The sequence below is a fragment of the Paenibacillus mendelii genome, assembly GCF_024498075.1.
GTDB lineage: Bacteria > Bacillota > Bacilli > Paenibacillales > Paenibacillaceae > Paenibacillus_Z > Paenibacillus_Z mendelii.
This window is the reverse complement of sequence record NZ_JANHOF010000012.1, coordinates 1-19,023: the sequence shown is the minus strand read 5'-3', so window position 1 is coordinate 19,023 and position 19,023 is coordinate 1. Positions and strand designations below refer to the sequence as shown.

At 52.4% G+C, this 19,023-nt stretch carries 18 protein-coding genes and 6 tRNA genes; all 24 read right to left on the bottom strand.

From position 1 onward, the window contains the following. Positions 1–169: 169 nt before the first annotated feature. A complete protein-coding gene (locus tag NNL21_RS26250; RefSeq protein ID WP_204821427.1) occupies positions 170–1,120 on the bottom strand; it encodes a ribose-phosphate diphosphokinase in 951 nt (316 codons plus the stop codon). 283 nt (positions 1,121–1,403) lie between these two features. Next, a complete protein-coding gene (hisIE, locus tag NNL21_RS26245; RefSeq protein WP_204821428.1) occupies positions 1,404–2,102 on the bottom strand; it encodes a bifunctional phosphoribosyl-AMP cyclohydrolase/phosphoribosyl-ATP diphosphatase HisIE in 699 nt (232 codons plus the stop codon). Next, complete coding sequence (gene hisF, locus NNL21_RS26240) at positions 2,099–2,857, bottom strand: imidazole glycerol phosphate synthase subunit HisF (protein ID WP_204821429.1); 759 nt, start codon at positions 2,855–2,857, stop codon at positions 2,099–2,101. Before hisF ends, hisIE begins: the two co-directional genes overlap by 4 nt. Before the next feature lie 68 nt (positions 2,858–2,925). Then, positions 2,926–3,546: an imidazole glycerol phosphate synthase subunit HisH gene (gene hisH, locus NNL21_RS26235; RefSeq protein WP_204821430.1), complete on the bottom strand. Its 621-nt coding sequence runs from the start codon at positions 3,544–3,546 to the stop codon at positions 2,926–2,928. A 1-nt stretch (position 3,547) separates the two neighbouring features. Further along, the gene (gene hisB / locus NNL21_RS26230; protein WP_204821431.1) at positions 3,548–4,147 is read right to left on the bottom strand and encodes an imidazoleglycerol-phosphate dehydratase HisB; all 600 of its coding nucleotides are present in this window, start codon (positions 4,145–4,147) and stop codon (positions 3,548–3,550) included. A 21-nt stretch (positions 4,148–4,168) separates the two neighbouring features. Continuing rightward, entirely contained in the window at positions 4,169–5,458 is a 1,290-nt protein-coding gene (hisD, locus tag NNL21_RS26225; protein WP_204821432.1) for a histidinol dehydrogenase, read from the bottom strand. Positions 5,459–5,543: 85 nt separating this feature from the next. Beyond that, a complete protein-coding gene (hisG, locus tag NNL21_RS26220) occupies positions 5,544–6,215 on the bottom strand; it encodes an ATP phosphoribosyltransferase (RefSeq protein ID WP_204821459.1) in 672 nt (223 codons plus the stop codon). A gap of 71 nt (positions 6,216–6,286) precedes the next feature. Further along, complete coding sequence (locus NNL21_RS26215) at positions 6,287–7,519, bottom strand: ATP phosphoribosyltransferase regulatory subunit (RefSeq protein WP_204821460.1); 1,233 nt, start codon at positions 7,517–7,519, stop codon at positions 6,287–6,289. A 256-nt stretch (positions 7,520–7,775) separates the two neighbouring features. Further along, a complete protein-coding gene (locus NNL21_RS26210; RefSeq protein ID WP_204821433.1) occupies positions 7,776–8,990 on the bottom strand; it encodes an acyltransferase in 1,215 nt (404 codons plus the stop codon). 196 nt (positions 8,991–9,186) lie between these two features. Next, a complete protein-coding gene (locus tag NNL21_RS26205; RefSeq protein WP_204821434.1) occupies positions 9,187–9,669 on the bottom strand; it encodes an acyltransferase in 483 nt (160 codons plus the stop codon). After that, entirely contained in the window at positions 9,662–10,333 is a 672-nt protein-coding gene (locus tag NNL21_RS26200; RefSeq protein WP_204821435.1) for an HAD-IA family hydrolase, read from the bottom strand. The genes NNL21_RS26205 and NNL21_RS26200 overlap by 8 nt, the downstream gene beginning before the upstream one ends. 4 nt (positions 10,334–10,337) lie before the next feature. Continuing rightward, on the bottom strand, positions 10,338–11,429 hold the full coding sequence (gene lgt, locus NNL21_RS26195; RefSeq protein ID WP_204821436.1) for a prolipoprotein diacylglyceryl transferase: 1,092 nt from the start codon (positions 11,427–11,429) through the stop codon (positions 10,338–10,340). Between the two features lie 18 nt (positions 11,430–11,447). Beyond that, on the bottom strand, positions 11,448–12,386 hold the full coding sequence (gene hprK / locus NNL21_RS26190) for an HPr(Ser) kinase/phosphatase (protein WP_204821437.1): 939 nt from the start codon (positions 12,384–12,386) through the stop codon (positions 11,448–11,450). A gap of 140 nt (positions 12,387–12,526) precedes the next feature. Then, entirely contained in the window at positions 12,527–14,005 is a 1,479-nt protein-coding gene (locus NNL21_RS26185; RefSeq protein WP_204821438.1) for a DUF4179 domain-containing protein, read from the bottom strand. Then, positions 14,002–14,559, bottom strand: coding sequence for a sigma-70 family RNA polymerase sigma factor (locus tag NNL21_RS26180; protein WP_204821439.1), 558 nt, complete (start codon positions 14,557–14,559; stop codon positions 14,002–14,004). The genes NNL21_RS26185 and NNL21_RS26180 overlap by 4 nt, the downstream gene beginning before the upstream one ends. A gap of 151 nt (positions 14,560–14,710) precedes the next feature. Further along, complete coding sequence (locus NNL21_RS26175) at positions 14,711–15,832, bottom strand: ABC transporter ATP-binding protein (RefSeq protein ID WP_204821440.1); 1,122 nt, start codon at positions 15,830–15,832, stop codon at positions 14,711–14,713. Positions 15,833–15,925: 93 nt separating this feature from the next. Further along, positions 15,926–17,068: a PucR family transcriptional regulator gene (locus NNL21_RS26170; RefSeq protein ID WP_204821441.1), complete on the bottom strand. Its 1,143-nt coding sequence runs from the start codon at positions 17,066–17,068 to the stop codon at positions 15,926–15,928. Between the two features lie 70 nt (positions 17,069–17,138). After that, positions 17,139–18,080: an MraY family glycosyltransferase gene (locus NNL21_RS26165; RefSeq protein WP_204821442.1), complete on the bottom strand. Its 942-nt coding sequence runs from the start codon at positions 18,078–18,080 to the stop codon at positions 17,139–17,141. Between the two features lie 164 nt (positions 18,081–18,244). Continuing rightward, positions 18,245–18,320 (bottom strand) — tRNA-Lys (locus NNL21_RS26160). A 16-nt stretch (positions 18,321–18,336) separates the two neighbouring features. After that, positions 18,337–18,422 (bottom strand) — tRNA-Tyr (locus NNL21_RS26155). Positions 18,423–18,449: 27 nt separating this feature from the next. Next, positions 18,450–18,525: transfer RNA gene (locus NNL21_RS26150), tRNA-Phe, on the bottom strand. Positions 18,526–18,530: 5 nt separating this feature from the next. Beyond that, positions 18,531–18,607, bottom strand: a tRNA-Asp gene (locus NNL21_RS26145). A gap of 13 nt (positions 18,608–18,620) precedes the next feature. Then, positions 18,621–18,696: transfer RNA gene (locus NNL21_RS26140), tRNA-Val, on the bottom strand. Positions 18,697–18,701: 5 nt separating this feature from the next. Continuing rightward, positions 18,702–18,778: transfer RNA gene (locus NNL21_RS26135), tRNA-Met, on the bottom strand. Positions 18,779–19,023 lie beyond the last annotated feature (245 nt).

Below are 19,023 nucleotides of genomic sequence, written 5' to 3'. Positions count from 1 at the left end.
CGCAAGGCACCTCCCCGGTACATCTAAGTTCTACGATTATACCATAGCGCGGCCTATCCACACACGAAAGAATATGTGGCAAATCGCGGGTTAACCGAAGCGTTGTCATCTCAATCCTGATGGTTTTTATCTAGTCATAAGGCCCGTTAAATAGATGATTATTCAGTTGCTATACGCCTGCATTCTTGAATAACGTGCTAATCGAACCGCCCTCAATAATGATGCGGGTCGCTTCGGCCAGCATTGGCGCTACCGACAGAACGGTGAACCGGTCGGAATGGTTATCCGGCAGGGAGATCGAATCGGTAACGATGACTTCTTTAATATTCGGATGGTCCAATCGCTGCAGCGCGGGGCCGGAGAACAACGGATGCGTGGCGCATACGAATACGTCCTCGGCACCGCGTTCCTTGAGGCCTTCTACGACGTTGACGATCGTCGTTCCCGTATCGATCATATCCTCAATGATGATCGGCGTACCGCCCTCAACATCCCCAATAACGTGGGTAATGATGGATTCATTGTGGGTGGGCCGCTTCTTGATCATGATGGCAAACGGAGAATCGAGATAGTTCGCCAGCTTCTCCGCCGTGGAGGCACGTCCGGCATCCGGGGATACGACGACGGGGTTCCGGATGTCTTTGCGTTTCAAATAATCGCTGATCAAATCTAGCGCGGTCAGATGATCTACCGGGATGTTGAAGAAGCCTTGGATGGCCGGCGCATGCAGGTCGATGGTGATGACGCGATTCGCACCGACAGTGGTCAGTACGTCCGCAAGCATTTTTGCCGAAATCGGCTCACGCGGTGCAGCTTTCCGCTCCTGGCGCGCGTATCCGTAATACGGCATGATGATGTTGACCGTACGCGCGGAAGCACGCTTCGCGGCGTCAATCATGACAAGCAGTTCGACCAAGTGATCGTTGATTGGATGCGAGAATGATTGCACAAGGAATACGTCGCAGTTGCGGACCGACTCCTCATAGTGAACATAGATCTCGCCGCTTTTGAAACGAGACAATTTAATTTTGCCAAGCGGCAGGCCGAGTTCGGCACTGATCCGTTCAGCAAGTTTTGGATTCGAAGAACCCGAGAAAATACGCAGCTTGTCGCTAAACATGATACCCTCCTGAGCGATTGGACCACTTAATTTTTACATTCGTAGCAGCTTGTTTCGACAACATTCATTATACATGGAAACGAGAATAATTCAAAAAGCCAGCATTCGTCGTTTTTGACCATCAAACCTCTCCAATAGAGGAAATCCGACTTCTTACAGCAGCGCACGCGCTTCAGCCAAATTGGATTCATCCTCATCCATCCACCGGACGGACGTTGGCCGGACAGCACATAACCGAGCTTCGCACCTGCGCGGCTCGGTTAATGGGCTTCTCAGCCAGCCTTTAATTGGAGTTCTGCTTATTCTTATTGTGACGGTGGCCAAGCTCAGCCATGACTTCATCGAGGGATAATCCACGATCGCGAAGCAGCACCATAAGGTGGAAGATGAGATCGCTTGCTTCCATGCGAAGCTCGTCGTTATCCTTGTTTTTAGCAGCGATGATGACCTCAGCCGATTCTTCACCGACCTTTTTCAGAATTTTATCGACGCCTTTCTCGAACAAGTACGTGGTGTACGCCCCTTCCGGACGCTCCACGTAACGCTTGGCGATCACGCTCTCCAATTGGCTTAGCATCGCGAAACGATCGGCAGCCCCTTCCTTCTTAGGCGCATCCGCTTGGACCGCCTCCGTGCCGGCAATACCGCCAACCTCATTATAGAAGCAGCTGTAACGGCCTGTATGGCATGCCGCACCCTCCTGCTGCACAAGGACGAGCAGCGTGTCTCCGTCGCAATCGTAATGCATGGAGACGATGCGCTGCGTATGTCCGCTGGTTGCGCCTTTATGCCAGAGCTCGCTGCGCGACCGGCTCCAGAACCACGTTTCGCCCGTTGCAGCCGATTTCGCCAGCGACTCCCGGTTCATGTACGCCATCATGAGCACTTCTTTGCTAATCTGATCCTGCACAATCACCGGCACCAGTCCAGCTTCATCCCACTTGATTTGTTCAGCCACAGTCTCGATGTTCGTTGCGCTCATCGTACTTCGACTCCTTTCTTCCGCAGATCGTCTTTAACGTCGCGTATCGTCATTTCTTTGTAGTGAAAAATCGTCGCCGCAAGTCCCGCGTCCGCATGCCCTTGCTCGAATACGTCGTAGAAGTGCTCGACGCGCCCTGCTCCGCCTGAGGCGATCACCGGGATGCCGAGCGAGTCCGACACCGCACGCGTCAGCTTCAGATCAAAGCCGTCCTTCGTGCCGTCCGCGTCCATGCTGGTGAGCAAGATCTCTCCCGCACCCAGCCGCTCCACTTCCTGCGCCCAGGCTACCGCCTTCATGCCTGTGGCATTGCGGCCGCCGTGCGTATAGACTTCCCACTCGCCCCATTCAGGATTAAACTTGGCGTCGATGGCGACAACAATGCACTGCGAGCCAAACTTGCGGGCGCCGTCCTTAACCAGGGTCGGATTTTTCACTGCAGCCGTATTTATGCCGATCTTGTCGGCGCCTGCGCGAAGCAGCCGTTTCATATCATCGACATGGGAGATGCCCCCGCCAACCGTGAACGGAATCGTAATTTCACCGGCTGTGCGCTTCACCACTTCGACCATTGTAGCGCGGCCTTCAACGGATGCCGAAATATCGAGAAACACGAGCTCGTCCGCACCTTCCCGGTCATATGTTGCCGCAAGCTCGACGGGGTCGCCGGCATCACGTAAGTTAACAAAATTGACGCCCTTCACTACTCGGCCGTCCTTTACATCAAGACATGGAATAATTCGTTTGGCTAGCATAACGATGCCGCCTCCTATCTGAAATACGGACCCGTTTGCCGCTGCCCGCTCCCTACTAAACGGTACGATTAACGAACCGCTTCGCGTGAAACGGCTAGATTTAAGAAATTCCCTAGAAGCTTCATGCCGAGATCGCTGCTTTTCTCCGGATGGAACTGCATGCCGTACACATTGCCCTTCCCTACGATCGCAGTCACATTCTGATGATAGTCTGTCGTTGCAAGCAGATCACTTTCGCGCTGCGGCTTGGCATGGAAGGAGTGCACGAAGTAGACATGGCCTTCGGCAAGCCCTTCAAACAACGGGCTCGGCTGGCGGAAGTCAAGCTTGTTCCAGCCCATGTGCGGCACTTTGTAGTCACCGCGGAAGCGGACCACCGTTCCCGGAAGCAGCCCGAGGCCGGCATGCCGGCCATGCTCCTCGCTTTCGTCGAACAGCAGCTGCATGCCTAAGCAAATACCGAGCAGCGGCTTGCCGGACGAAGCGTAGAACTTCGTCACTTCGTCCAGCCCGGTGTTCCGCAGATTCTGCATGGCATCGCCGAATGCGCCGACCCCTGGCAATATGGCGCCGTCCGCCTCCATGATTTCTTTGGCATCTGCCGTAACCGCAGCCTTGTAGCCAAGCCGCTCTACCGCCTTGCTGACGCTGTGAAGATTGCCCATGCCGTAATCAATGATCGCAATCATCTTAGAGCACTCCTTTCGTCGAGGGCACTCCTTGTACGCGTGGGTCAATGCTGGTCGCTTCATCAAGCGCCCGGCCGAGCGCTTTGAACACGGCTTCGATCATGTGATGCGTATTCACCCCGTAATGAACGATGACGTGAAGCGTCATGCGAGCCTCAAGCGCAAGCTTCCATAGAAACTCATGTACGAGCTCCGTGGAGAAGCTGCCTACTTGCTGCGACGGGTACTGAGCGCGATACTCAAAGTGAGGGCGGTTGCTGAGATCAATCACGACCTGAGCAAGCGCCTCGTCCATGGGAACAAACACGGACGCATACCGCTTGATGCCCTTCTTGTCGCCTAATGCTTCGCGAATGGTCTGTCCAAGGCAAATCCCGATATCCTCTACCGTGTGATGATCGTCGATATCAACATCGCCCCGGGCCTCAACGGTAAGATCGAATTGCCCGTGCTTCGTAAACAGATCCAGCATATGATTCAGAAACGGTACATCCGTCTCGATATTCGACGTTCCGCTGCCATCCACTGAAAACGCCAGCTTGATGTCTGTTTCATTCGTCTTGCGCGCCACATCGGCCGCGCGGATGACATTATCCGTCATGAGATGCCCTTCTTTCATTGTTTATTCCCGGCCCTCTCGCTGCAGCCGAAGTTCAATCGCTCGCGCATGCGCCTCAAGTCCTTCATGGCGGGCAAGCGTCATAATCTTATCGCCATTAGCTAGCAGCGCTTCTTTGCTGTAATAAATCAGGCTCGATTTCTTCACGAAGTCATCCACATTCACAGGCGAAGAGAACCGGGCTGTGCCGTTCGTCGGAAGAATATGATTCGGTCCTGCAAAATAATCCCCTACCGGCTCGGAGCTGTAGGGCCCAATGAAAATCGCACCCGCATTCTCAATCCGGCCGAGTATCGACATCGGATCCTCGACCATGACTTCAAGATGCTCCGGCGCCATCCGGTTAATTACCGCGATCGCTTCGTCGAGTGATTCGGCCAGCAGCACCGCGCCATTGCTGTCGATGGACTTGCGGGCAATTGCCGCCTTCGGCAGATCCGCCAGCTGCTTCTCCACCTCAATTGCCACCCTGTTACCAAACTCTTCTGACGTGGTTACGAGAATGGCAGAGGCCATCTCGTCATGTTCCGCCTGCGACAGCAGGTCGGCCGCTACATAAGCGGCATCCGCTTGCTCGTCGGCTAGAACAACGATCTCGCTTGGTCCTGCGATACTGTCGATATCGACGACGCCGAATACAGCCCGCTTCGCAAGCGCGACGTAGATATTGCCGGGCCCGCATATTTTATCGACCGGCGGAATCGACGCCGTGCCGTAAGCAAGCGCGGCAACCGCTTGTGCGCCGCCAACGCGGTACATCTCCTTCACGCCAGCTTCTGCAGCGGCTACCAGGATATAAGGGTCAATCCCCGCCTTGCCGCCTGTTGCGGGGGGCGTGACCATCACGATCTCCGGTACACCGGCAACCTGTGCCGGAATGACGTTCATCAGCACCGATGAAGGGTACGCAGCCTTGCCGCCCGGTACATAGACGCCGACCCGCTTCAGCGGACGAAGAATTTGTCCAAGCATCGATCCATCGGGCTGAAGATCCATCCATGACTGGCGAACCTGCTTCTCATGGAAGGCTCGAACATTGGCAGCCGCTTCGCGGATGGCTACCAGGAACGCTTCGTCCACGTGATCGTACGCCGCCTGAATCTCGCCTTCTGTCACGCGCAGCGACCCGGCCGCAAGCTTCACCCGGTCATGCTCTTCCGTATACGCGAGCACTGCCGTGTCTCCTTCATTCCGGACCGCTTCGACGATCTGCCGAACCGCTTCATTCTGCTCCGGTGTGCCGTACTCCACCTCGCGCTTCAACCCAAATTGCTCCGCACGCAGCATACGCATGTGCTTCGCCTCCTTCCCGAATCGCCGCATTCTCTTGGGCGATGCTTAACATAATTAATGTCTTCTGCCTGACACACCATGGCTGTTACGCGTTTGGCTTGGCGCCAATTACATGCTGGAGCTTATCGCATAAGCTTTGTATCGCTTCATTCTTCATCCGGTAGCTAACACGGTTCGCGATCAGCCTGCTCGTAATCCCGAAGATCGATTCCATCTCGACGAGCCCATTCTCTCTGAGCGTCTGCCCGGTCTCGACCATATCGACAATCCGGTCTGCCAGACCGATCAGCGGCGCCAGCTCGATCGAACCGTTCAGCTTGATGACTTCGACCTGTTGGCCCAGCTCGCGAAAATATTGCGAAGCCACATTCGGGTACTTGGTCGCCACGCGCGGATGAATGACCGGCTTCCAGTCCGGAAGACCGATGACCGACATCCGACACTTCGCAATGCCGAGGTCAAGCAGCTCGTATACATCCTTATTTTCTTCCATAAGCACATCTTTGCCTACGATTCCGATATCCGCCACGCCGTATTCAACGTAGGTAGGCACATCCACCGGCTTCGCCATAATGAACGACATGCCCGCCTCCGGCAGCTCAATAATCAGCTTGCGCGTATCGTCGAAGTCGCTCGGAATCGGGAGCCCCGCCTCACGGAACAGCTTCGAGGCCTGCTTATAGATACGGCCTTTAGGCATAGCTACCTTAAGCAGGTCACGTCCACTGGCTTCAAGAGCAGCTGCAAGAATGCCCATGTCCATCGTCTCCAGCCCGCCTGAGCTTGTCTGGAGCGCTTCAGCGCCTATACCTCCGTTTACATTCCTGCTCATAACGAAGCACCTTCCTGTTCGCCGAAGAAACGAATGAATGCCGCAAACGTTTCTCCTTTGTAAACAACCTTCTCACCGTTCTCCGATTGCTCGGCGGCAGCCGTAACCTCGGCAGCAGTCGATTGTTCCATCTTCTCCGTAATGACGACGGTGCCCGCTTCACGCAGCTGCTGCGCTTTAGCCAGCGCCAGTGCTCTCCCGGCGTCATTGTAGCCGATCAGCACTCGCTCCTCGAGGTCGCTCTCGCTATCCCCAATCAGCTCCAGGATACGCGTCGTCTTCAGCGCAAAGCCCGTCGCTGGAGCCGGCCGACCAAATTGCTTCAGCAGGTTGTCATAACGGCCGCCGCTGGCTACCGGGAATCCAAGATCAGCTGCGTACCCCTCGAAGGTCATCCCGGTGTAATAGGAAAAGTCGCCGATCATCGTTAGATCTATGAGCACGTGCTCACATACGCCATATGCCTTCAATACATCCCACATCTCTAAGAGATGGCGAATCGATGCCTGGGCCGTTGCATTCGAGCTTAACTGCAGCGCCTGCAGGCATATTTCCTGACTGCCGCGCAGACGCAGGATCCCTTCCAGCTCACGTTGAACGGGCTCAGCAATCGCCAGTTCGCGCAATCGTTCCCGATAGCCGACATAATCGCGTCCAAGCAGGCAGGCTTTCAGCTCTTCCTGTGCGTCCGTCCGTCCGGATAACGTATCTTCGAACAATCCGTTAAGGAATCCCACGTGTCCTATAGCGATTTTGAACCGGTCCACGCCCGCTGCTTTAAGCGATGCAATCGCCAAAGCCACGACCTCAGCATCAGCCTCTGCCGATGCATCGCCTACCAGCTCAACGCCCGTCTGGAAAAATTCCGCCTCATGACCAGCTTCCTCTTCAATGGCGCGGAATATATTCGAATGATATGAAAGACGCAGCGGAAACTGCGAATCCTTCAACACAGACGAAACAACGCGGGCAATCGGCGCCGTCATATCCGAACGAAGAACGAGCGTTGTACCACGGTTATTCAACAGCTTGAACAGCTTGCGGTCAGATGTCGAACTTGCGACACCCACCGTATCGTAATATTCCATCGTCGGGGTCATGATCTGCTCATAGCCCCATGATCGCATGCATGCCAGCACTTGGTTTTCAATCTGCCTCAGCTTAACGACAGCATGCGGCAAGTAATCTTTAACCCCAATCGGTTTCTCGAACACTTTCGGTTTGGACATCATTCGTTCACCTACAGACGCTTTATCGCGTTAATGTATTACCATGTTACCATACTGCCAAAATAAAGGATTTAGTCGTAATAGTACCACGCCTGCCCATCTTCGTCAAGAGGAATAACCCTCCTGTTCAACGGAGCGGAAAGACGGTATCGCCCCGCAACCGCATACATGATCTTGCCGCTTTGCACGATAGAAGCCCCATCAGGTCCTGCAGCTTAGAGATGCAAATGCCCCTAACGAGAAAGCGACCGGAAGCTTATCGCCCCCGGTTCGCCCTTCTTACCTTGCTTATTTTCATGAGGCTATCTGTCGGGGCCGCTGCCGGGCCATGTCGCCCGATATAACGGTCTGGCAGATTGCCGAGCACATAGGATATGCCCCCAACGTAACGGTACAGGATGACCAATAATGCAATGGACGCTCCCAGCGCGAATATGAACCCCCCTGCCACCCATACATGATAAACCCAATTCAACGGTACAGCCGGGGAAAGCTTCCGGTAAAGCAGCAGGAAGCCCGGATGCACCAAATACACCCCGAATGACAACGTCCCTAATTCGTCCAGCCCCTTGACCCATTGCTTCGGCGCTTTCCGGTACAACGGGTAGACGATTTGGAGCAGTACGAGAATCGAGGTGAATGTGAATAGATTATATCCGCCTTCGTACCAGAGGTGATAAAGGGCTTTATTATCAATCCGGGTTATATACCACACCGTAACATATAACGCAGCGGAGGCTGCCCACAGGACCCACAGCAGCACTGTCCAGACAGCCTTTCGGGAACGAAGGCTCCATGTACCGGGCTGAAGCCACTTCCGCACCTGCTCATAATAGATGCCTATAAATACCCCCAGCAGAAAAGGTGCAAAGTAGGTGAACGCAACGGTTCCTTTGGACGGGATGTGCAGAACATACCGATTCATGGCATAGAAGCTCCATTGCACAGCAAATCCAAGCGGAATTGCCCAAGCCGCGAGCCGCGGCCAACGGCGGAATAGAGCTAACAGCAAGGGGAACATCGCATAGAGCTGAATCGTAATCAGCACATAATACAGATGTGTGTACGCATCGCCGGTAGCGAGCCTTTCCCCGAGTTGTCTTATAAATTCATTGATGCTGGCTAGATTGAGGGGATGCCTGGTAAGAACAAAGTAAACGCCGCTGTAATAGACAAGAGAAGCGAATAGATAAGGAATGACGATGTAGACAAGCCGTTTCCTGAAGAACCGGGACCAGTCTCCACCGGACATTGGACGGTCGTAGTAGTTATAGAAGAGGGTGAATCCGGTTAGAAAGACGAACGTCGGAACGCAGTACAGCGCTAGCGTATTCAACAGGTTGTAGATGAAGAAAGAATCGTGTTTCACGAGATTTGCTACAGATAATGAAGTTGCATGCACCATCAATACACCAAATATTGCAATGGCGCGAAGGATATTCAATTCCCGAACCGTCTCTCTTTTGGCCATACCTTATCCCCTTCCTTGCATCGTCTGAGGCGGTAGCGGCACTCCACTCTTCCGTATTCACTTGCTGATGAACGGTATCGCAGGGTATCGTTTTCCGGAATACCTACTAATATATCCCACGCCTTCCCTAGTTATCAAATCATTTGTGTAACAGCAACGGCTCACCGTCCGCAGATAGATTGAGGCTGGCCTCCCCCTACTGCCGAGTAATCGTCTGGATGGGGTTACCTCCGACGAATGCGTCTGGCTCAACATCTTTATGAACGACTGATCCGGCGGCAACAACGGCACCGTCCCCTATCGTAACCCCTGGCAGAATCGTCGTATTCGCTCCGATCATCACACCTGAGCCAATGACGACATCTCCCAACCGATATTCCCGGATCAAATACTCATGCGTCAATATCGTCGTATTATAACCAATGATCGTGTTGTCCCCCACCCTAATGCGCTCGGGGAAGAATACATCGACCATGACCATCAGCGCAAACGCACTATGCTGACCAACCTTCATGCCGAGCAAATTCCGATAAACCCAGTTTTTGACCGGCAGTGAAGGACAATAGCGGGTAAATTGAATACAGATAAAGTTTTTGACCGCCTTTACCCTGCTGACTGTCCGGTACATTTGCCACAGGGCGTTCGGTCCCTCGACCGGATAACGCTCTACGTTACGCAAGCGGCTCCCGCTCCAATCCGACTAACTCGTATAAATCCCTCATGTCGTGAATAATATGACGGGCTCCGCTTTCAAGCAGCTTCACTTCGCCCTTCAACGACCAGGCCACACCGACTGATATGCAGCCGGCCTCTTCTGCCGCTTCGATATCGACCGTGCTGTCACCGATCATCATCGTCGTCGCCGGATCGGCTCCGAGCGCTTCGATCGCTTTGAGCACAGGCTCGGGATGCGGCTTCGGATTGACGACATCATCGATTGTAATGACACCCTCAGGCACGACATAGTCATATAGCTTTGTGTACCGTAAGCCGCGCTCCGTTGTTAGCCGCGCCTTCGTCGTCACAATCCCGATCTGGAAGCCCTCCGCATGCAGCCTTGCCAATACTTCCTGCACATAAGGGAAGGGCTTCACGTATTCGTCGTGAAGCCGCAGATTGATCTCGCGGTATATCGATACCAGATGCGATACTTCTTCCAGCTTGGAGAAGCCTTGCATCTGAACGGCCAGCGGCAGTCCCATGCTTGGAATAATATGCTCCCGTCCGAAACCAGCCGGCATCAAACCATCAAGCGCATGCAGAAACGACTGAATAATCAGCTCGTTCGTATCGAGAATGGTTCCATCCAAATCAAACAATAGCGTACGGATTCCTGTTGTCATCGTGTTACTCCTTCTTCGCTGATTCCGTGTTCGCTTCGCCCTCAGGGCCTGATAACGATGATTCCTGTCCCGCTCCCGCCTCAGTAGGCTTACCCGCGGAGCCGCCCTTTTGAATCGGCTGGGATGCTTTTCCTGCTGCAGAATCACCGGCCTGCTCGGCCGTTACACCTGCAGGAAGACCCGTTTTCTGTGAAATGATCGGATCGCTATAGCGCACAGATGCAGCTCCAGTTTTTCTGCGGATTATAATGATGATTACAGCTGCGATAACAAGAAGGACCGCTATCAACTGCGAAATCCGCACGTTCCCGTATTCCGGATCCAGGTAGCCTTGTTCGAACAGTAGCGTCATCGGCGACCACAGCCCGTCCATTAACGACGCAAGCCATGCTGGCCCTTTGAATGCCAAGCTGTCCGTACGCAGGGCTTCAATAAAGAAGCGGCCGATCGAATACCAGATGAAATAAGACATCAACAATTCACCGGCACGGAGGAACGCTCTGCGTCTGAGCACCAACAGGAGAATCAGCCCAGCTAAATTCCATAACGACTCATATAGAAACGTCGGATGATGAAACACACCGTTGATGTTCATCTGGTCGACAATCCAAGCTGGCAGATGGAGCGTGTCCCGCAGGAAGCTTTCTTCCGCAGGTCCACCGTACGCTTCCTGATTAACGAAATTGCCCCAGCGGCCAATCATTTGCCCCACAAGGAGTGAAGGTGCGCATATATCGGCGATACGCAAGAAGCTGTAGCCCTTGTAGCGGAAATAGAAATAGCCGCACAGGAATGCGCCAATCAATGCTCCGTAGATCGCAATACCGCCGTTCCATATTTGAAAGATCGCCGGCAGATTATTCTTGTAGTCCTCCCACTTGAAGGCTACGAAGTACAAGCGGGCGCCAATAATAGCGGACGGTACGCCGAACAAGAGCAAATCCATAAAGAAGTCCGGCGATAGGCCGAACCGTTTGCCTTCACGAACCGCCAGCAATAAACCGACCAGCGCTGCCGTGCCAAGTATTATGCCATACCAATGAACTGTAATCGGTCCAAGCGCGAAAGCGATTGGATCTAAACGAAGTCCTATCATGCGTATGTATCTCCTTTATCAATCGAAATCGTCCGTATCGTCTGCAATGGTCTCCGTCAGCTTGTTCGTGAATTGCAGTGCCGCATTATACCCCATCCGCTTCAGCCGGAAGTTCATCGCCGCCACTTCGATAATGACCGCCAAGTTGCGTCCCGGACGGACCGGTACCGTCACGAGCGGTACATCGGTATCGATGATACGCGTCAGCTCTTCATCCAGACCCAGCCGGTCGTACTGCTTATCGGGCTGCCAGTTCTCGAGCTTGATCACCACGCTAATCCGCTTCATATTGCGGACGGCCCCCGCCCCGAATAGCGTCATGACGTTAATAATGCCTAGTCCGCGTATTTCCAGCAGATGCCGGATCAGCTCCGGTGCACTGCCGTGCAGCTGACCGTCAGAGGTTTGACGAATCTCAACCGCATCGTCGGCAACGAGCCTGTGACTGCGCTTGACCAGCTCTAGGGCCGTTTCGCTCTTACCGATCCCACTGCCGCCTGTAATCAGCATCCCAACGCCGTAGACGTCGACCAGAACACCGTGGATCGTTGCAGAAGGTGCAAGCCTGCGCTCCAGGAAGTTCGTAATGCGGCTTGAAATAATCGTTGTGGCGACAGTGCTGCGGAGAACCGGGATTTGTGTGCGGTTCGACTCGTCAATGAGCTCCCGCGGCACCTCCAGCCCCCTTGTTACGATAAAGCAAGGCGTTGTATCGTCACATAATCGTCCGATACGATCCACACGTTCTTCATTACTCAGCGTTTCCATGAAAGCCAGCTCAGTCTTACCGAGAATCTGTACCCGTTCCCCCGGAAAGTAATGAAAATAACCCGCCATCTCCAACCCAGGCCGATATAAATCGTCTACCGTAATACTGCGACGCAGTCCGTCTTCTCCACTTACGATTTCCAGCTGAAACTGCTGGACAAGCTCGGACACCTTTACCTTCTTAGCCATGGTTCGGCCTCCCTCACAATCATTACCTGCTGCATACTGACACAGAGCTCTATAAAAAAATTCCAATATGATCATCGTATCGAAAAAAAGCATCGAACGCAACGTTGCCGTTACTTTCGATGCTTTTCATCACACTTGCCCTAGGGATTGATTTCGATCTCGAACGGCTTCATCACATAGCCTGGATAATCTTCCACTTGAAAGGTGAGCGGCTGTGGATAATCACCCTTGGGCAGCGGGACATAGACATTCTTCTTGTTCTGGCCCGATTCGAAGGACCCGCTCATAAAATTGTTAATCGAAGCAAGCTCGTGCTGCTTGCCGGTTCCATCTGTAAATTTAGATCCAACCAGATTGTACGAAGCATTAATCAGCTCGACCTCATCCAACTGTCCAATCGAGAACGTCAGCAGCTGGTGATCCTCTTTCCCTTCGACAGCCTCAAGTATGACACGTCCGTCCGGAGCCTCGATAATCTTCTTCTTCTCCGTATCGACAATAAGCTTGGATTCCTTCGCTACGGTGAATATACCATCCGCCTTAATCATCAGCTGCTTCGGACGATTAAAGTAGTTACTCTCAAAGTGGTAGACCCTCCCGCCTTCCGGAAGTCCATACGAGTTGGTCCAACGCCAGGATTCCCCTCGCTCATCCTCAATCACCATTCGAATAAACCCTTTCACCCGGCTGCTGTTAGCCGGATCGTCACGAACGACTACCTCAAGCTGCAGCGGAGAGAGCTTCGCGCTTTCGAAGGTGATCTTCTGCCCGTCAATTTCGACCGTCTTGCCGATCTCCATTTCTTGAGAGAGCCCTTCGAACCGGGAATGATCAATTGGAAAATGAACCTCCAGCTCCGTATCGTTAACCATCGCCTTCATTTTCACTTGCTTCGGCATCTTAACAGAGCTGGTAAGCTGCAGGTCCACCATGTCCTGGGCCTCACGCGGTTCGTTTGCTGTCTTGCCCACAGAGCTATAGTCGGCCATGATCGTTCCGGTTAGTTCTTTGTCCTGCTCGTCATAGAAGCTGAAGCTCACGCGGGTTTCGCCCCACCCCTTGGTTACATTGGAGGTATATAGAACCACCAGCCTTCGCTCGTCGGCAATAATGCCCTCAACCGTCAATTGCACGCCATTCTTCTCAACGGTCTTGCCGATCGGCTGGATAAAATCCTTATCGATTGCAGTCATCAGAGCAGAATCATGCTCAACCAGCTTGACGAATGCCCCAATACCCGGAATGTCCCGCATGGCACTGGCAAAGACCGGGGATACCCTGACCGTGAATGCAAAGAGAAGCACGAAGCAGGCTATCGACGCCCCCATCCCCATGCCGATGCGCCATCGGCGTCTGGGCTTAGACCTTTCTTTCCCCCGCTCTAAACCACGGCGAATAGCCTCCTCCACCTTCACCTCCGATATCCCCGATGCTATGGCTTCCAACCGGAGTCCTTCCCCTCGCAAGGATTCAACTAGTTTGGTTTCATCCATTTCCACCTCCGGCTGCTCTACACTCTCACCTTGCATCATTATTTTCTCCCGCTTCTTGTTTTCCCCGTGCTGCGCCGCCTGTTCCCCATTCGAATCGTTCGGAATGCGTCCTTGCTTCTCGTTCATCGTTCCTTCGCACCTCCTCTGTCCGCCATATACTTGCGCAGCTGCTTCAACGCTTTATGAAGCCATGTTCGAATCGTACCGTCCGGCCGCTGCAGAATGTCGGCAATATCCACAATCGTCATATCCTCATAATATTTGAGTCGAATGACATCCTTATAGGGCCCCTCCAGCTGTTCTACGGCATAAGCAATATCTAACCGGTTTTCTGCAGCATCTGTTTCATCCAGCGAGTGATGATCGGACTCCATCCCGCCCTGCAGGGATTCTTGCCGCGTATCCGCAGGAATCGTTCGCTTACGACGCCGCAGCTCATCCGTACAGACATGAATTAATATACGAATGAGCCATGTCGAGATATAGCCCGGCTTCTTTAGACTGTTTCGTTTAAGCCATGCCCGGCACACGGTTTCTTGGATAGCCTCCAATGCATCTGCTTCATTCCGCATATAGGCGTATGCAATCCTCAGCATCTGCTGCTTCTCGTTATTCATTAACTGCAGAAACGCTTGTTCATCCCCTCTAGCAGCAGCTTCTGCCAACTGTTTCTTATTCATTCGATCCTCCAAGGCGGTAACTACCGCTTATCCTCTTTCTCGAACCGCCAACATGGATTAGACGGAGAACCTGCGTAAACGGTTTTCCGCAAAATAAAAAAGCAGTCATCCTAATGGATGACTGCCTTATCACTCTCGTCGATGAAGTTAATTAAACTTCGAACACGTTCAGTTCGCTTTCTTTATCGAAGACATGAACTTTGTTCATATCGATCGCAAGCTTCACGTTCGTGCCTTCTTTAACGCCTGAACGGCCGTCAACACGAGCGATTACGGTATCTTTGCCTAGTCCGTTCAAGTACAGGTACATCTCGTGACCGAGGTTCTCTGCAACTTCTACGTGAGCCGTAACTAGCGTTTGTGGAGAAGCTTCCAAGAATACTGGCTCTTCGTGGAAATCTTCTGGACGAACGCCTACGATGATTTCTTTGCCGATCAGGCCTTTTTCACGAAGCAATTGTGCTTTGCCTTCTGGTACCAAAACGTCGATGTTGTTCGCTTTGAAACGAACACCTCCGCCTTGATCAGAAAGCGAACCGTTGATGAAGTTCATCGAAGGCGCGCCGATAAAGCCGGCTACGAAGATGTTTACTGGATGGTTGTACAGCTCTTCCGGTGAAGCCGCTTGTTGAATGATACCGTCTTTCATAACCACGATGCGATCGCCCATTGTCATAGCTTCGATCTGGTCATGTGTTACGTAGATAACGGTCGTTTCAAGACGTTTCGCCAGTTTGGAAATTTCCGCGCGCATTTGACCACGGAGTTTAGCATCCAAGTTAGAAAGCGGTTCGTCCATCAAGAAGACTTGTGGTTCACGAACGATAGCGCGGCCTAGCGCGACACGCTGACGTTGACCACCGGAGAGTGCTTTTGGCTTACGCTCAAGCAAATGCTCGATATCTAGAATTTTAGCGGCTTCACGAACACGTTTGTCGATTTCCGCTTTTTTGAATTTACGAAGTTTAAGGCCGAAGGCCATGTTTTGGTACACGTTCATGTGTGGGTAAAGAGCGTAGGATTGGAAAACCATCGCGATGTCGCGGTCTTTCGGAGCAACGTCATTCACAAGACGCTCGCCGATGAACAGTTTACCTTCGGAAATTTCCTCAAGACCTGCGATCATCCGCAGCGTCGTCGATTTACCGCAACCGGAAGGACCGACAAGAACTAGAAATTCTTTGTCTTTAATGTCAAGGTTAAAGTCTTTAACAGAAGCGTTATCTGAACCCGAATATTTTTTGTAAACATGCTCTAAGCGTACACCAGCCATGCTAATTTCCCCCTAAACGAGTAGTTGTTCATCCTTATACTTATCTTATATCAGTGCAGTACTTGTTTACTATGCACAAACTTTACAAAAAAACTACTTCCTTTTCGTCACTTTGTACAATAGTAATATGATTTTTACGAGAACAGCATCCCGGAACTGCCTCACATCCAGCTCTGTTTCTTGCTTCAATTTATCCAGCCGGTACAGGAGGGTATTCCGATGAATATACAGCTTCTTGGCTGTCTCGCTAACGTTACAGTCCAGTGAGAAGAACGTCTCTAACGTCGTTAATATTTCGGGCTCTAAGAAGACATCGGTTCGTTTCAAGGCTTGTTCTACGAATCGCACCCGCTGTATTTCTGGAATCGTACTCAGCAATCGCTCCAAATGAAGGAGCCACGGAAAATGAATGTTCGTACCGACATGAAAAGCACGCCCTAGATTAACCGTCTCTCGCAGAAGAGCTGCCGTGGCGACAATAGAATGGATCGGGGATATCGGATGAGAGACCGTGAGATGGCACTCGCCGATCCATTCACTGGCTAACATCTCGTGAAGGCCCATGGCAATGGAGGCTAGACTCTCTTCAAGCGACTCCTCCGATTCGTCTTCCCGGTCCTCCGATTGTGCATCCCGAATAAGTGATACGGGGCCGAGCACCAGCCACTCCTGCTCTTGCAGCGGAATCAGCATGACCTCTTCGGCCAGAAAGGTCCGAAGCAGCTTCTCCAGCTCGCTATAGCTTGTCCGGCCTAGCTCTGTCTGTTCACTTACAAGAAGAAAGGGAATCATTGTGGTAAACACTTTACCCCTGCCTACGAGCCGATCTGGCACAGAGGTTTGGATGTCCCCACTGTCCAGCCGTTCCACGATCCAGGCGCCCAATTCATTGGCATGGCGCTCCGAATCCGTTAGGCCTGCATAGCTCGGCGCTTGGACCGTCTTCAATTGCGAGAGCGTCCAAGATATTAAGCGTATCTCCGTTTCCGTCAGCGACCCCGAATCCACCTCAATCACTTCCATGTTGAGATCCAATCCACGAACCGCAAACCATAGAAGACCGGTCGGCAGCTTCATGCAATCGCCGGGTGAAACCGTATTCTTTTGTAAATACAGCCTGTGGCTTTCATCAGTTGCGCTTACAAGATTATTCCACTCTTGTATAGGCACCTGCAGCTGACGGATAGGTCGTGCGATTACCTTCTCCAATTGCTCCATCCAGTTAGCTTCACTCATCGGTTAGCCCCTATCATGTGAGCATACAGCTCTCTATTTTAGGTCATTGTAACATACATCAAGTCTAATTTCAGCTTAGAGCAAGGAGTACCACGATGGACAGCAAGGAAAAAAGGGCTGCAATTAAGTAGATGAATGAAACTGTCTGAATCTGTGTCAGTCCCCACCGCATGAGTATATGATGGGTGTGGAGCTTGTCTGCCCGATGGAGTCCTTTACCGGACAACAGGCGGCGGAGCATGACGACGGTCGTATCCAGAATCGGTACGCCCAGCGCTAGCAGAGGGACAGCTACGGTAACCAGTGTCGCGCTTTTGAACGCGCCATCAACCGCTATGACTGCGAGCGTGTACCCCAAGAAGGTGGCCCCAGCATCGCCCATAAATATCCGTGCCGGATAGAAGTTAAAGATGAGAAACGCAATACAAGCTCCAACCAGGATGACAGCGAGCAGCGCCGTATCGAGTTGTCCCTTATAGACAGCCGCAATAAACAGCGTAATGGACGACAAGGTCGATACCCCCGAGGCGAGACCATCGACGCCATCAATAAAATTAATCATATTAATTAATGCAAATACCCAAGCGATGGAGGCAAAATTCGAGAACCACTCCGGCAGTACAATAAGCCCTCCCGGACTCGAAAGGCCTACAATTCGAATGCCGAATAGGAGTGGAACCGTAGCAACACCGGCATAGATAATAATCCGTGGCCAGACCGGAAAATCCCTTCCCTTTGATTTCGCCGCATCGTCCAGCAATCCGATCACAACCAGGAACACCCCGCCCAGACTGATGGTCAAACTGAGAGGCTTTGCACCTTGAAAAAGAAACAGGGACAGAACAATGCCCAGATACAGCCCGGCACCTCCCATCAGCGGTACCGGCTTCCGGTGAATTTTCCTTGCCGTTGGCCGATCAACAAATCCTAAGCGCAGAGCAAGCCTTCGCAGTAGAGGAACACATAGAAAAACAATTCCAAAACTTGCGACGGCGGCGATGACATACTGCATGACGATTCCTCCCGAGGAACGGAGCCTGTTTAGTCATCAGTTTGCCCTGCCTTTAACAAATTACCCCCGTTAAGAATGAACCCTGTGAATGAAAAGAATGAAATGTAATATACATAACAAAAAACCTGTAGACAAAGGTCTACAGGTTGTTGGTTGTAAAACAATGGTGAGCCATGTAGGACTCGAACCTACGACACCCTGATTAAAAGTCAGGTGCTCTACCAACTGAGCTAATGGCTCTTACGAAGTAAGGGAATGGTGGAGGGCGATGGATTCGAACCACCGAACTCGTCAGAGAACAGATTTACAGTCTGCTGCGTTTGGCCACTTCGCTAGCCCTCCACGATATAAAGAAGCTTGTACAAAAAATGGTGGCTCGGGACGGAATCGAACCGCCGACACGAGGATTTTCAGTCCTCTGCTCTACCGACTGAGCTACCGAGCCAGAAATGGCGGAGCCGACGGGATTCGAACCCGCGGTCTCCTGCGTGACAGGCAGGCATGTTAGGCCTCTACACCACGGCTCCGCAATATGTTTGATGGTGGAGGCTGACGGGATCGAACCGCCGACCCTCTGCTTGTAAGGCAGATGCTCTCCCAGCTGAGCTAAGCCTCCATGTATGGTAGCGGCAGAGGGGATCGAACCCCCGACCTCACGGGTATGAACCGTACGCTCTAGCCAGCTGAGCTATGCCGCCACACAAATGACCCCATCATATAAATCCTTTACCACAGCTGGGGCAGCCGGTAAAGTCAGGTACACAACGCAGCCAAGCGTTGTGTGTAATCCATCGATTCAGCTGAGCTTGTCAGCCTACACATGGTGTTACACCCTGAAAACTGGATACGAGTTTGCGCAACTCTAAAGCTGGATGTTTCGTTAGGATAAGCCCTCGACCGATTAGTATTCGTCAGCTGCATGCATTGCTGCACTTCCACCTCG